Origin of the sequence: Solicola agrisoli (assembly GCF_049059935.1) — a bacterium.
In the GTDB taxonomy this organism is placed as follows: Bacteria; Actinomycetota; Actinomycetes; order Propionibacteriales; family Nocardioidaceae; genus JAURVT01.
The window spans coordinates 25451-39230 of sequence record NZ_JBMGQR010000009.1; the positions used below are offsets into that span (position 1 = coordinate 25451).

At 70.9% G+C, this 13780-nt stretch carries 11 protein-coding genes; 5 read left to right on the forward strand and 6 right to left on the reverse strand.

From position 1 onward, the window contains the following. Positions 1-29 precede the first annotated feature (29 nt). On the forward strand, positions 30-1799 hold the full coding sequence (gene gcl / locus ACI6PP_RS05275; RefSeq protein ID WP_476712922.1) for a glyoxylate carboligase: 1770 nt from the start codon (positions 30-32) through the stop codon (positions 1797-1799). A gap of 24 nt (positions 1800-1823) precedes the next feature. On the opposite strand, the gene ACI6PP_RS05280 is transcribed toward gcl, so the two are convergent. Further along, positions 1824-3002 carry a PucR family transcriptional regulator gene (locus ACI6PP_RS05280; RefSeq protein ID WP_421109739.1) on the reverse strand — a complete coding sequence of 393 codons (1179 nt, stop codon included), beginning with the start codon at positions 3000-3002 and terminating at the stop codon, positions 1824-1826. Positions 3003-3094: 92 nt separating this feature from the next. Between ACI6PP_RS05280 and ACI6PP_RS05285 the strand changes: the two genes are divergently transcribed. Genes ACI6PP_RS05285 through ACI6PP_RS05295 form a run of 3 tightly spaced genes read left to right on the forward strand, consistent with a single transcriptional unit; the run spans position 3095 to position 6006 of the window. Next, positions 3095-4225, forward strand: a complete 1131-nt coding sequence (locus tag ACI6PP_RS05285; RefSeq protein WP_421109741.1) for a ferredoxin reductase — start codon at positions 3095-3097, stop codon at positions 4223-4225. Next, entirely contained in the window at positions 4222-5454 is a 1233-nt protein-coding gene (locus tag ACI6PP_RS05290) for a fatty acid desaturase family protein (RefSeq protein ID WP_421109743.1), read from the forward strand. Before ACI6PP_RS05285 ends, ACI6PP_RS05290 begins: the two co-directional genes overlap by 4 nt. 33 nt (positions 5455-5487) lie before the next feature. Then, positions 5488-6006 (forward strand): hypothetical protein, encoded by a 519-nt coding sequence (locus ACI6PP_RS05295; protein ID WP_421109745.1) that lies wholly within the window; start codon positions 5488-5490, stop codon positions 6004-6006. Between the two features lie 148 nt (positions 6007-6154). Here ACI6PP_RS05295 and ACI6PP_RS05300 read toward each other — a convergent pair whose 3' ends face one another. The 4 genes from ACI6PP_RS05300 to ACI6PP_RS05315 form a co-directional block, all read right to left on the reverse strand. Next, complete coding sequence (locus ACI6PP_RS05300; RefSeq protein WP_421109747.1) at positions 6155-7024, reverse strand: hypothetical protein; 870 nt, start codon at positions 7022-7024, stop codon at positions 6155-6157. A 177-nt stretch (positions 7025-7201) separates the two neighbouring features. After that, the gene (argG, locus tag ACI6PP_RS05305) at positions 7202-8650 is read right to left on the reverse strand and encodes an argininosuccinate synthase (protein WP_421109748.1); all 1449 of its coding nucleotides are present in this window, start codon (positions 8648-8650) and stop codon (positions 7202-7204) included. A 60-nt stretch (positions 8651-8710) separates the two neighbouring features. Further along, on the reverse strand, positions 8711-8863 hold the full coding sequence (locus ACI6PP_RS05310; RefSeq protein ID WP_421109750.1) for a hypothetical protein: 153 nt from the start codon (positions 8861-8863) through the stop codon (positions 8711-8713). Between the two features lie 221 nt (positions 8864-9084). Beyond that, the gene (locus tag ACI6PP_RS05315) at positions 9085-10047 is read right to left on the reverse strand and encodes a sugar ABC transporter substrate-binding protein (protein WP_421109751.1); all 963 of its coding nucleotides are present in this window, start codon (positions 10045-10047) and stop codon (positions 9085-9087) included. 145 nt (positions 10048-10192) lie between these two features. Here ACI6PP_RS05315 and ACI6PP_RS05320 point away from each other — a divergent pair, with 145 nt between their 5' ends. Next, positions 10193-11203, forward strand: coding sequence for a LacI family DNA-binding transcriptional regulator (locus tag ACI6PP_RS05320; RefSeq protein WP_421109753.1), 1011 nt, complete (start codon positions 10193-10195; stop codon positions 11201-11203). A 151-nt stretch (positions 11204-11354) separates the two neighbouring features. On the opposite strand, the gene ACI6PP_RS05325 is transcribed toward ACI6PP_RS05320, so the two are convergent. After that, positions 11355-13544, reverse strand: coding sequence for a cytochrome P450 (locus ACI6PP_RS05325; RefSeq protein ID WP_421109754.1), 2190 nt, complete (start codon positions 13542-13544; stop codon positions 11355-11357). Between the last annotated feature and the right edge of the window lie 236 nt (positions 13545-13780).

Sequence of the window (13780 nt, forward strand, 5' to 3'; positions counted from 1 at the left end):
CCAGCAGAGAAGAGCCCGCCATGCCCCGAATGACAGCAGCCCGAGCGGCCGTCGAGATCCTGCGCCTGGAGGGGGTCGGCCACGTGTTCGGGCTGCCCGGCGCCGCGATCAACCCCTTCTACGCCGCGATGCGGGCCCAGGGCGAGCTCGAGCACGTGCTCGCGCGTCACGTCGAGGGTGCGTCCCACATGGCCGACGGGTACTCCCGTGCCGAGGCGGGCAACATCGGCGTCTGCGTCGGCACGTCGGGTCCGGCCGGTACCGACATGGTCACCGGCCTCTACGCGGCGGCGGCCGACTCGGTGCCCCTGCTCTGCATCACCGGGCAGGCGCCCGTCGCCCGGCTGCACAAGGAGGACTTCCAGGCCGTCGACATCGCCTCGATCGCCGCACCGCTGTGCAAGATGGCGATGACGGTGATGGAGCCCGCGCAGGTGCCGGGCGCGTTCCAGCAGGCGTTCCACCTGATGCGGTCGGGACGGCCGGGCCCGGTGCTGATCGACCTGCCGATCGACGTCCAGCTCACCGAGATCGAGTTCGACCCCGCCCTGTACGCGCCCCTGCCGGTGCACCGTCCCGCCGCCACCCGCGCCCAGGCGGTCAGGGCGATCGAGATGCTCCAGGCCTCCGACCGCCCGCTCGTCGTCGCCGGCGGCGGCATCATCAACGCCGACGCGGCCGCGCGGCTCGTCGAGCTGGCCGAGCTGACGGGCGTGCCCGTCGTCCCGACGCTGATGGGCTGGGGGACGATCCCCGACGACCACCCGCTGATGGCCGGCATGGTCGGCCTCCAGACGTCGCACCGCTACGGCAACGAGACGATGCTGGCCTCGGACTTCGTGCTCGGCATCGGCAACCGCTGGGCCAACCGCCACACCGGCGGCCTGGACACCTACCGCCGCGGGCGCACGTTCGTCCACGTCGACATCGAGCCGACGCAGATCGGCCGCGTCTTCGCCCCGGACCTCGGCATCGTCTCCGACGCGGGAGCCGCCCTCGACCTGTTCGTCGAGGTGGCGCGCGAGCTCCGGGACGCCGGACGCCTGCGCGACCGGTCGGCGTGGGCGGGGGAGTGCTCCCGCCGCAAGCAGACGTTGCAGCGGCGCACCCACTTCGACGACGTGCCGGTCAAGCCGCAACGGGTCTACGAGGAGATGAACAAGGTCTTCGGGCCCGACACCCGGTACGTCAGCACGATCGGGCTCTCGCAGATCGCCGGCGCCCAGTTCCTGCACGTCTACAAGCCCCGCCACTGGATCAACGCCGGCCAGGCCGGACCCCTCGGCTGGACGGTGCCGGCCACCCTGGGCGTCTGCGTCGCCGCCCCGGACGACACGGTCGTCGCGCTGTCCGGCGACTACGACTTCCAGTTCATGATCGAGGAGCTCGCGGTCGGTGCGCAGTTCCACATCCCCTACATCCACGTGGTCGTGAACAACGCCTACCTGGGCCTGATCCGCCAGGCCCAGCGGAGCTTCGACATGGACTACTGCGTCCAGCTCGCGTTCGAGAACGTCAACTCGCCCGAGCTCGGCGGGTACGGCGTCGACCACGTGAAGGTGGCCGAGGGCCTGGGGTGCAAGGCGCTCCGCGTCCACGCGCCCGACGAGATCCTGCCGGCGCTGGAGGAGGCCAGGAAGCTCGCGGTCGAGCACCGGGTGCCGGTCGTGGTCGAGGTGATCCTGGAGCGGGTCACCGACATCGCGATGAGCGGTGGCGACATCGACGGCGTCGTCGAGCACGAGGAGGTCGCGGTGGCCGGCGACCTCGCGCCGACCGCGCTCGCGGGCCGCGTCTGAGCCCCCGTCGCCCCGGTGCGGCGGTCAGGCCAGGGCGACGGTCGCGTCGCGGACGAACTGCGGGTCGGTGAGGCTGTCGCCGTACAGGTCGCGCAGCTGGCCCATGCGGTAGCGGACCGTCTGGGGGTGGACGAACAGGACCTCGGCGACGTCGTCGCGGCGGCCGTGGTGGAGCAACCAGGCGGTGAGGGTGTCGGTCAGCTTGTCCTGCGCCGCCGGCCCCAGCTCCGCGAGCGGCGCGAGCACGCGGGCGCGCAGGTCGGCCCGCGCGTCCGGGTCGGCCCCGACCACGAGGTCGGCGAGGTGGGTGTCGGTGTCGCCGGACAGCCCGAGCCGGTGGGCGTGGCGGGCCCGCTGGTAGGACGCGCCCGCCTGCGTCCAGGTGCGCGCCGGGCCCACGACGCCGTCGACGTCGGTCACCACGCGGACGAGGGCGCGGCGGTCGCGGCCGGTGCCGGCGGGGACGAGCAGCACGGACGCCCCGGCGTCGAGCGCCAGGCCGGTCGCGTCCTCGGGCAGGTGCAGGGTGCGGGCGTCGAGCCGCCCGCGGAGCGAGCGGACCTTGGCGTCGGCGACGATCACGGCGGTCAGGTGGCCGGGCGGGTCCCAGTCGGCACGGGCGGCGGCCGAGACGAGCTCGGTCTCGGGCGAGCCCTCGAGGATGCGGGTCGCGAGGCGGTCGAGGCGCTGCTGGCGCAGGCGGCCGGACGTGGCCAGCTCGTCGGCGTGACCGCTGACGCTGGCATCGGACAGGCCGTCGATGAAGGTGAAGACCAGCTCGGCCAGGCGCGCGACCGTCGTCGCGTCGAGCCCGCTCGCGACGGCCGCCGTGCTCATCTCCCGCCACGCCACCCGGGCGCCGACCCGGTAGGCCTGGGCGAGCGCGTCCATGCTGCGTCCGCTGCGGACCTCCCCCCGTCCCAGGGCGTAGGCGGCGTCCATCACCGCCTCGATCCGGTCGTCGGGGTCGATGCCCTCCTGACGCTCGGCGAGGTCGAGGAAGCCGTCGAGCGCGACGGTGACCGCGGTCTCGATGGTGCGGCCCATGCGACCCCGGAACGGGTCGCGGTAGCTCGGCACCTCGCTGACGACGGCCGCGACGGTCTTCTCGGCCACCCCGTCCATGCCCGCACGCATCTGCGCCACGACGGCGGCAGGGAGCCGCAGCGCGACGTCGTCGCCCGGGTGGTCCAGCTCACTCACGACGGCTCCTTTGTTCGCTGAGGACAAAGACTACGGCCCGATTCACGTCCATGGGTCATCTCTTTGTGTCGCTCAGCCATCAGGATGGAACCATGACGAACATCCTGGAGCGACCGACCGAGGCGCGCTCGCTGCGCCACCGGCTCTCGCGACTGGCCGAGGCCGCGACGACGCCTCTCCTGCCCTCGGACTACCTCGACCTGGCAGCCCCCCTCCGGTCCGGTGCCGACCTGCGCGCGCGCATCGTCGCCGTCGAGCCCGAGACGCGTGACGCCGCGACCATCGTCCTCAAGCCCGGCGCCGACTGGGCGGGCCACGTGCCCGGCCAGTACGTCCGGATCGGCATCGACGTCGACGGCGTCCGCGAGTGGCGCGCCTACTCCCTGACCCACGGCCCCCGCGCCGACGGCCTGATCTCGATCACCGTCAAGGCCGTGCCGGGCGGCAAGGTGAGCAACCACCTCGTCCACGAGGCGCGTCCGCGCATGCTCGTGCACCTCGAGCAGGCCACCGGCGACTTCGTCCTCGACCCGTCGGCCAGCAATCTGCTCTTCGTCACCGCCGGCTCCGGCGTCACCCCGGTGATCGGGATGCTCCGCAACCTGTTCCCCGTCACCGACTCCGGCGTGGTCGACCTGCCGCGCAGCAGCCACCTCGACATCGTCGTGGTGCACGTGGCGCCCACCGAGCCCGACTCGATCTTCCTGCGCAACCTCCGCGAGCTCGCCGACCACGGTGCGATCACCCTCGTCCCGCGGTACGACGACGAGCACGGCGTCCTCGACGTCGCCGAGCTCGCCCACCTCGTCCCCGACCTCGCCCAGCGCACCACCTACGCCTGCGGCCCCGGCGGCCTGCTGGACGCGCTGACCGACCACCACCAGGCCGCGGGCCTCGAGCTGTTCACCGAGCAGTTCCGCGCCGGCTTCGTCGAGGCCGGTGACGGCGGCACGATCGCCTTCTCCGACGGCACCGTGCTCGTCGCCGACGGCGCCACCCCCATCCTCGACGTCGCCGAGGCCGGCGGCCGGCTGATGCCGAGCGGCTGCCGCATGGGCGTCTGCTTCGGGTGCGTCCTGCCGATGACCGAGGGTTCCGTGCGCGACCTGCGCAACGGCGCCATCACCTCGGTCGACCCGATCTCCTCCGCCCACGGCGGAGTCCCCATCCAGACCTGCATCAGCGCCGCTGCCGGCGCGTGCCACCTAGGAGACAAGTCATGACCACGATCCAGCAGAAGGCCGACAACCCGACCGCTCACCTGAGCGCCGACGACATCGCCACCCTCGGACGTGAGCTCGACGCCATCCGTCAGGAGGTCATCGACACCCGCGGTGCCGACGACGCCGCGTACATCCGTCGGATCATCAAGACCCAGCGTGGCCTGGAGGCCGGCAGCCGTGCGCTGCTGCTGTTCTCGGTGCTGCCGCCCGCGTGGTTCCTCGGCACCGCCGGCCTGAGCGTCGCCAAGATCCTCGAGAACATGGAGATCGGGCACAACGTCATGCACGGCCAGTGGGACTGGATGCGCGACCCGAAGATCCACTCGACCAGCTGGGAGTGGGACAACGCCAGCCCGTCCGACCAGTGGAAGCACGGCCACAACGAGCTGCACCACACGTACACGAACGTCGTGGGCAAGGACAACGACCTCGGCTACGGCATCATGCGCGTCGACGAGGACCAGCGCTGGCAGCCGTTCTACCTGGCGCAGCCGGTGTGGAACTTCGTCAACGCCTGCTTCTTCGAGTACGGCATCGCGGCCTACGACCTCGAGCTGGCCAAGAACCTCGCCACGCCCAAGGCGCAGCGCCCCGCCGACTTCCCGGCCCGCGTCAAGCAGACCCTGAAGAAGATCCGCCAGCAGGCCACCAAGGACTACGTCGTCCACCCCGCGCTGTCGCTGCCCACCGGGTCGTTCGTCCCCACGCTCGCGGCCAACTTCACCGCCAACCTGGTGCGCAACCTGTGGACGCACTCGGTGATCATGTGCGGCCACTTCCCCGAGGGTGTCGAGACGTTCGAGAAGACCTCGATCGACGGCGAGACCCGCGGCGACTGGTACCTGCGCCAGATGCTCGGCTCGGCCAACATCTCCGGCAGCCCGCTCATGCACCTGATGACCGGCAACCTGAGCTTCCAGATCGAGCACCACCTGTTCCCCGACCTGCCGAGCAACCGGTACGCCGAGATCGCCCCCAAGGTGCAGGCGCTGTTCGACAAGTACGACCTCACCTACGTCACGGCCCCGCTGCCCAAGCAGGTCTACTCCGCGTGGCACAAGATCGTCCGGCTCTCGCTGCCCAACGAGTGGCTCGCCGAGACCACGCCCAGGAACGCCGCGTCGCAGCTGGTCAAGCTCTACAAGATGACCACCGGCGGACGTCGCGTCCGTCGCACCATCGAGCGCGAGGACCAGCTCCGTCGTCAGGACGTGGCCGAGGCCGCCTGACCTGCTGGACCACCCGCTCGACAGACTGCGGTCATGAGCACCCCGCACCCGCACCGGCACCCGCGCCCCGCGTGGGGTGCCGGTGCGCGGTCGTTCGCGAGGTCGCCGCAGGGGCGTGCGCTGGCCGCGGCCGCCCTCACGCTGCCCGGCGTCTGGCGCGCCCCGCGTGCGGTGCGGGTCGCGTGGGTGCTGCTGCCGTCGCTCCTGGTCGCGGGCAGGGTTGCCTCGACGATGCAGGCGCGGGAGGACCCGCCGTCGGCGCGTGCCGCCGTCGCCACCGCGTGCGCCGGTGCCTGCGTCAGCGCGGGCGCGGTCGCGACCGGCCTGCTGGTCGACGCCCGGCTCGAGCGCGCGCTGCGACGCGGCGGCGCTCCCTGGCCGAGGCTCGTCGTGGCCCTCGTCAACGGCGTCCTCAGCGCGACGATGTCGCACCTCGCCGGCCGTCGGCTCGACGCGCTCGCGGCGGACGGTCGGGGCCCCGGCGCGCGATGCACCGCCCCGGGGCGAGGTTCCCCCACGGACCCCCGCCCCCGAAGCGGCACTCACGTCTGACGTAGCGACCCGGGCCGTGGTTCCCGTGGTGCGGACTCCGCCTTGTCGATGCCGAACTATGTGGCAAGCCCAAGCACGGATGGTAGCGATGTTCGAGAGCAGGCGATCAGCGACCGATCAAGCTTCCCGCGAGGAGTCAGGCAGCAGCCTATGGATCTCTAGGTGCCCACGTTCTGGAAGTCTTGTCCCACAGGAGAAGCGCAGATTTCGGTTGCGCTACTTGATCATTGACGGCCGCCAGGCTTGTGGGTGACGCGGCGGCCCGTGGCGGAGGCAACTCAAAGAATCCATCTGCAACTTTGCCGAGGGCGCGGGCGGCCTCAAGCGCGACCTCTTCATCTCCGGTCTCGACTGTGGCCTTAAGTTCACGATCACCGTCCTTTACCACAAGATTGACTTTGGTCGGAACCGAGGCATCAGATCCGTCTGGCACTTTCCGCCGGCGAAACAGCGTCTTGAGCGCATCGTAGAGGGCGTTGCCGGCAACCCCGCTTGCGAGAATGCTGAATACGTTCCAAGCGAGTTCGAGGTATATCTGAGGGTCTGGGACTAGCTCGAACTGATAGACGCGGCGAGCCTCTATCGAAGCTTGGCTTCGAAGTTGAGTTTCCGCCGCTTCTAGGACCTCGTCTGTGAACCAGGCATGGTCACCTGCGAGGAATCCCACCAGGGGAGACGGTGGTTCGAAACTTGCGGCGCGACTCTCAAGCGGTGCTTGCAGGGCCATCGACATGGCACCCATGCCGGCTACGAGATGAACATCCTCAGGATGAATTTGGTAACGGAGTCGAAGTACCGTCACCCCGTCCTCACGCTTCTCGACTCTGGCATCATGGCGGCGTGTTCGAAGCGGCTTGGTTTGATCGTGGCTCGCAAGCATCGGAACAGTTCCGGCATTAAGCGAGCTAGCGGCCCGCTCGAGAGCTTCCACCGGCATTTGGAACCCACCGTATGCGGGGATGTGCTGATCGCTACCGAGGATCGATTCCATTTGGATCCACTCACTTGAGTCCTTCATCGCAAACTCCTCACCGTGCCTCGAAGGGTGAGCCTACTTGGCGTTGAGTACGAGGGCTATGCCGAGCGAGTAGGGCGCCTCACTTCCTGATGCTCAAGCCCTTCGATCTCAGTCCGAAAGATCCGCGGGCAATTGAGTAAGAAGGCCCGCGTTGGCTGCACGGTATTCAGTGAACCGTCAGTCGGTGCCGAACTCCATGGCGGCCCGGTCGAGCATCTCCTCGTCCTCGGAGACCTTGCCGCGCGACGCGATCGCCTGGGCGCCGCCCTGCGGCATCGCGCCGATGAGGCCGGTGGACGCGGCCTGCGCCGCGCCGATCGAGGTCTGGCCGGAGGTGCCGATCATGCCGATGCCGGCGTACTGCTCGAGCTTGGCGCGCGAGTCGGCGATGTCGAGGTTGCGCATCGTCAGCTGGCCGATGCGGTCGACCGGGCCGAACGCGGAGTCGACGGTGCGCTCCATCGACAGCTTGTCGGGGTGGTAGCTGAACGCCGGGCCCGAGGTATCGAGGATCGAGTAGTCCTCGCCGCGCCGCAGACGCAGCGTGACCTCGCCGGTGACGGCGTTGCCGACCCAGCGCTGCAGCGACTCGCGGATCATCAGAGCCTGCGGGTCGAGCCAGCGTCCCTCGTACATCAGTCGGCCGAGGCGACGTCCCTCGGTGTGGTAGCTGGCGACGGTGTCCTCGTTGTGGATCGCGTTGACGAGCCGCTCGTAGGCCGCGTGCAGCAGGCCCATGGCGGGCGCCTCGTAGATGCCGCGGCTCTTGGCCTCGATGACGCGGTTCTCGATCTGGTCGGACATGCCCAGGCCGTGACGTCCGCCGATGGCGTTGGCCTCCATGACGAGGTCGACGGCCGAGGCGAACTCCTTGCCGTTGATCGAGACCGGGCGGCCCTGGTCGAAGCCGATCGTCACGTCCTCGGGGAGGATCTCGACGTCCTGGTCCCAGAACCGCACGCCCATGATCGGGTCGACGATCTCCAGGCTGGTGTCCAGGTGCTCCAGCGTCTTGGCCTCGTGGGTGGCGCCCCAGATGTTGGCGTCGGTGGAGTAGGCCTTCTCGGTGCTGTCGCGGTAGGGCAGGTCGTGCGCCTGCAGCCACTGCGACATCTCCGTGCGGCCGCCCAGCTCGGTGACGAAGTCGGCGTCGAGCCAGGGCTTGTAGATGCGCAGGTTGGGGTTGGCCAGCAGGCCGTAGCGGTAGAACCGCTCGATGTCGTTGCCCTTGAACGTCGACCCGTCGCCCCAGATCTGCACGTCGTCCTCGAGCATCGAGCGGACGAGCAGCGTGCCGGTGACGGCGCGGCCGAGTGGGGTGGTGTTGAAGTACGCGCGTCCGCCGGAGCGGACGTGGAACGCGCCGCACGTCAGCGCCGCCAGTCCCTCCTCGACGAGCGCCTCGCGGCAGTCGACGAGTCGCGCGAGCTCGGCGCCGTACGCCAGCGCGCGGCCGGGCACCTGGTCGATCTCGGGCTCGTCGTACTGCCCGATGTCGGCGGTGTAGGTGCAGGGGACGGCGCCCTTGTCGCGCATCCACGCGACCGCGACGGAGGTGTCGAGGCCACCGGAGAAGGCGATGCCGACGCGCTCGCCGACGGGCAGGGAGGTGAGGACCTTGGACATAGGGATGAGTATGCAGGTCAGTGCATGACTATGCAAAACCGGGGAGGGCCCCGGTCGGGCTCAGTGCCGCCGACGTGCCCCGCGTCGTCCCCGTCCCGCCGCCTGGGGCGCCTTGGACCGGGTGCTGAACGCCACGACGCCGAGGACGATGACGACCGGGAGCGTGACGACCAGCGCGATGACCATCGTCTCGGTGAAGCCGAGGTTGCCCACGGGTGTGTCCTCTCGTCGCGTACGGGGTGGGGGAATCATCGCCTGTGCCCCCGCCCCGTGTCCGAGGTACGCGAGATCCGCCACCGGCGGCGCCCCGGTGGTGGATCTCGCGCACCTCGGCGACTCGGTGGGGCCGGGCATGGCAAGGGGGTGGTGACGGCCCGCCCCCGAGCCGTCACCACCCCCTCCGTCCGGCACGGGTGCCGGTCGGTCTCAGGCGCCTAGCGCGTGCCCTCCTGGGCGAACTTGAGCACCGCGTCGGCGTTCTCCTTGGTGATGAACGCCGGGCCCGAGTAGATGGGCTGGCCGCCGCCGACGTCGTTGCCGTTGATGCTCTTCAGGTAGAGCACCGCGACGCCCTCGTAGCCCTGGACGAAGGGCTGCTGGTCGACCGCGAAGGCGATCTTGTCGGACTGGATGTCCTTGATGACGTCCTCGGAGAGGTCGAACGTGGCGACCTTGGCCTTGCTGCCGGCCTCCTCGACCGACGCGACCGCGTCGATGGCCTGCTGGCCGCCGAGCGTCAGGACCGCGTCGATGCTGGTGTCGGCCTGGAGCTGCGAGGTGATGGTGGCGGTGACGGCGTTGTCGTCGGTGCCGTCGACCTGCAGGTTCTTCATCGTGCCGCCCATCGCGGCCTTGGCCGCGGCGCAGCGCTGCTCGAGGTTGACCGCGCCCGCGGCCTGGATGACGCACAGGGCGTTGGTGAAGCCCTCCTGCTTCATCCGCTCGCCCACGGCGGTGCCGGCGAGCTGCTCGGACTGCCCGACGTGGGTGATCGCGCCGAACGCCTTGGACTGCTCGAGGCCGGCGTTGATCGTGACGACGGGGATGCCCGCCGCGACGGCCTTCTCGACGCTCGTCTTCACGCCGTCGGGGTTGGCCATCGAGACCACGATGCCGTCGACCTTGTCGGCCACCGCGCCGTCGATCAGCTGCGACTGCTGCGAGGGGTCGGGGTCACCGGCGTAGTTGACCGTGACGCCGAGGTCCTTGCCGGCGCGGTCCGCGCCGGACTTGACCCGGTCCCAGAACGCGTCGCCGGACGGCGCGTGGGTGATGACCGCGTAGGTGAGGTCGAGGTCGGCGGAGTCGGCGGGGCCGCTGTCCTGCCCGGTGCCGCTGCACGCGCTGAGCGCGATGGCGCCGGCGGCCACCAGGGCGGCGAGCTTGAGCTTCTTCATGGCGTTCTCTTTCGTGGGAGGGGGTGCGGCCCCGTCGATGTTCGTCCTGACATGGAGCGCTCCACAAATTAAAGGGTGTGAAGTGGGCCACGTCAAGGGATCGGGATGGACTCCCCCCGATCGGAGGAGATGAGACCATCTCCTGGTGCAGAACCAGGGCCGGGTCCGGCCGACGATCTACGACGTCGCGCAGCGTGCCGGGGTCTCCAAGTCGCTGGTGTCGCTGGTGCTGCGGGGGCACCCCAACGTCAGCGACCGGCGACGTGCGGCCGTGCTCGCGGCGATCGACGAGCTCGGCTACCGCCCCAGCACCGCCGCCGCCGCGCTGGCCGGCAACCGCACGCACAGCATCGGTGTCGCGATCGAGGAGTTCGAGAACCTGTGGTTCGTCGAGCTCCTGCGCGGCATGCGCGAGGAGCTGCACACCCCCGGCTACCACGTCACGGTCGCCGACCGTGACCTCAACGCCCACATCGCGCTCGACCCGATCGACGGGTTCCTGTCGCTGCGCGTCGACGGCCTGGTGATGGCGATGGAGCCGGGCGAGGGCGTGCTGGAGCGGCTCGACCTGCCGTACGTCGTGGCCGGTCAGCGCGAGGACGTGCCCGCGGACGCCGACCTCGTCGCGGGCGACGACGTCCTCGGCGGGCGGCTGGCCACCGAGCACCTGCTGGGCCTCGGTCACGTCCGCGTCGCGCACGTGACGGGGCTCGGCGGCACCGCGGCCCTGCGCCTCGACGGCTACGAGGAGACGATGCGGGCCGCCGGGCACCGCGCGATGGTCGCCGGGCACGGCGAGCCCACCACCGAGCTCGCCGCCGGACGGGCCACCGCGGCGCTGCTGGAGGCCGAGCCCGACGTCACCGCCGTCTTCGCCGCGAACGACCTGATGGCGCTCGGCGCGATGGCCGCGCTCCGCGACCGCGGGCTGAGCGTCCCGGACGACGTCTCGGTGATGGGGTACGACGACACCCCGCTCGCCGGCTCGGCCTACCTGGGGCTGACCACCGTCGACGACCGCAGCACCGAGATGGGCGTCGAGGTGGCCCGCACCCTGCTGCGACGCATCGCCGACCCGTCTGTCCCGCCGGCCCGTGAGCTGCTCGAGCCCGCCGTCGTGGTGCGGACGACCACCGCGCCCCCGCGCGCCGGCTGACGGCGACAGGAGAATCTGCGTATGGCCGTCATGGCCGGCCATACGCAGATTCCTCGGCCCGAAGGGCGACGGGAGAATCTGCCTTCACGCGGCAGGGGCGGCCATACGCCGATTCTCGCGTCCGTGACAGCGGTCACGGCGCGCCCCGCACCTACAGGTCGAGCACCAGCCGCTCGCTGCACGACCGTGACACGCACACCATCATGCAGTCGTTGCGGGCCTGCTCCTGCGGGTCGAGGACCGAGTCGCGGTGGTCGGGCACGCCCTCCAGCACGGCGGTCTCGCACGTGCCGCAGGTGCCCTCGCCGCACGAGGTGAGGACGACGACGCCCGCGTCCTCGAGCACGTCGACGACGGGGCGGTCGACCGGGACGGTCAGCACCCGTCCCGAGCGTGCCAGCTCGACCTCGAACGGGACGTCGAGCGCGGGGGCGCCGACCTCCTTGGCCGCGAAGCGTTCGAGGTGCAGCGCGCCCTCGGGCCACGTCGCGCACTGGGCCTCGACGGCGTCGAGCAGGGGCGTGGGGCCGCAGGTGTAGACCAGCGTGCCCTCCTGCGGGGTGCCGAGGACGCCGGGCAGGTCGATGTGGCCGCGCTCGTCCTGCGGCCAGACCGTCACGCGGTCGCCGTAGGCGGCGAGCTCGTCGAGGTGCGCCATGGACGCGCGGTGGCGTCCCCCGTAGACGAGGTGCCAGTCGGCGCCCGCCGCCTCGGCGGCCGCGACCATCGGCAGGATCGGCGTGATGCCGATGCCCCCGGCGACGAAGACGTAGCGGGGCGACGGCTCCAGCGCGAAGTGGTTGCGGGGGCCCCGCACGTCCAGGCGGGAGCCCGGACGCAGGTGGTCGTGGACGAACGCCGACCCGCCGCGGCCGTCGGGCTCGCGCAGGACGCCCACGCGGTAGGCGCTCCGGTCGGCCGGGTCGCCGCTGAGGGAGTACTGGCGCACCAACCCGTCGCTGAGCACCAGGTCGACGTGGGCGCCGGGCTCCCACGCGGGCAGGTCCGAGCCGTCGCGCGAGGTGAGCGTCAGCGCCACCACGCCGTCGGACACGTCGACGCGCTCCTCCACCACGAGCGGCAGGACGTCGTGCGTCGCGGGGCCTGCCTCGACGGCGGGTGCGGACCGGACGTCCTCGACGGGGCCGTCGAAGGCGAGCGGCAGGTGCTTGAGCACGGCCATGTTGGGCGTCGAGGGATAGCGCGCGGGTGCGCCCGCGAGCCGGAACTCGCCGATGCGCGGCAGCACCTCCTCGAGCGCGACGCGCGCCTCGAGCCGTGCCAGCGGGTTGCCCAGGCACCCGTGCAGGCCCTCGCCGAAGCCGAGGTGACGGATGTCGGGACGGAGCGCGTCGAACTCCTGGGGGTCGGTGTAGCGCCGGGGGTCGTGGTTGGCCGCGCCGATCACCATCGCCACGCGATCGCCCTCGGCGATGCGCTGCCCGTGGTACTCGACGTCGCGCGTGGCCGTCCGCACGGTGACCTGCAGCGGGGTGCGGAACCGCAGGCCCTCCTCGACGGCGTTGCGGATCAGCCGCGGGTCCTCGCGCAGCGCCTTCTGCTGGTCGGGACGGACGGCGAGCTCCTGGAACAGGGTGGAGAGCAGGCCGGCGGTGGTCTCGATGCCGGCGAGGTAGAGGCCGAACACCAGGCCGACGGCCTCGGACGCGGCCAGGATCTCGTCCTCGGCGAGCGGGACGCCGTCGATCTCGGACTGGACGACGTGGGTGAGCAGGTCGGCCCTCGGGCGACGACGTCGCTCCATCAGCAGGTCGGCCAGGTACTCGCGCGAGCGTCGCGTCGACATCTCGGCCAGCGGCGTGAGGGCGTCGTCGTCGGGGACGCGGTCCTTGAGGCCGTGCGACCACTCGACCAGCTGCGCACGGTCGTCGCCCTCGGGCAGGCCGAGGAAGTCGAAGAACACCTCGTAGGGCAGCGGCCAGGAGAGCTCCTGGGCGAGGTCGACCTCGCCGCGGGAGGCGAACCCGTCGATCATCCGCACGGTGATCGCGCGGACGTCCGCCTCCAGCTTGGCGATGTTGCGCGGCATGAAGTGGCGCTGCACGACGCCGCGGATCTGGTCGTGGCGGGGGTTGTCGAGGATCGGGATGTTGCCCTCGCCGCCCTGGTCGTTGGTGGCGTCCAGGTCGATGCCCGGGTGGTTCTTGAACGTCTCGGGGTCGAGCAGCGCGCCGCGGACGTCGTCGTAGCGCGACAGGGCCCAGAAGCCCCACTTCTCGCTCCGGTAGAGCGGCGCCTCCTCGAGCATCCGGCGGTAGACCGGGAACGGGTCCTCCTGGAAGGCCACGCTGAAGGGGTCGTAGACCACGGACGACGTCATGGTGGCTCCTGGGCGCTCGGGGGGTGTGGGGCGTGCGGGCACCAGGCTAGAATGGAGCGCTCCATATTTCAACCGTTCCCAGGGCTTGGTTGGCGGTCGCCGTGCTGGCGGTGGGTATGGCCCCACGTTCGGGCTGATCCTGGTGCCATCCCCACCGCCAGGTGCGGCAGCCACCACCGGCGGTGCCTGAGCCACCACCTGACGCCCGATCGTGGTGGCTGAGGCACCGCCGGGTC

Excerpts from the sequence above, each read along its gene's own strand:
- ACI6PP_RS05295 (WP_421109745.1), top strand. The coding sequence starts at position 5,488 with ATGAGCACCCCGCACCCGCACCGGCACCCGCGCCCCGCGTGGGGTGCC.
- ACI6PP_RS05290 (WP_421109743.1), top strand. The coding sequence starts at position 4,222 with ATGACCACGATCCAGCAGAAGGCCGACAACCCGACCGCTCACCTGAGC.
- ACI6PP_RS05325 (WP_421109754.1), bottom strand. The coding sequence starts at position 13,544 with ATGACGTCGTCCGTGGTCTACGACCCCTTCAGCGTGGCCTTCCAGGAG.
- ACI6PP_RS05300 (WP_421109747.1), bottom strand. The coding sequence starts at position 7,024 with ATGAAGGACTCAAGTGAGTGGATCCAAATGGAATCGATCCTCGGTAGC.
- ACI6PP_RS05315 (WP_421109751.1), bottom strand. The coding sequence starts at position 10,047 with ATGAAGAAGCTCAAGCTCGCCGCCCTGGTGGCCGCCGGCGCCATCGCG.
- ACI6PP_RS05285 (WP_421109741.1), top strand. The coding sequence starts at position 3,095 with ATGACGAACATCCTGGAGCGACCGACCGAGGCGCGCTCGCTGCGCCAC.
- gcl (WP_476712922.1), top strand. The coding sequence starts at position 30 with ATGACAGCAGCCCGAGCGGCCGTCGAGATCCTGCGCCTGGAGGGGGTC.
- argG (WP_421109748.1), bottom strand. The coding sequence starts at position 8,650 with ATGTCCAAGGTCCTCACCTCCCTGCCCGTCGGCGAGCGCGTCGGCATC.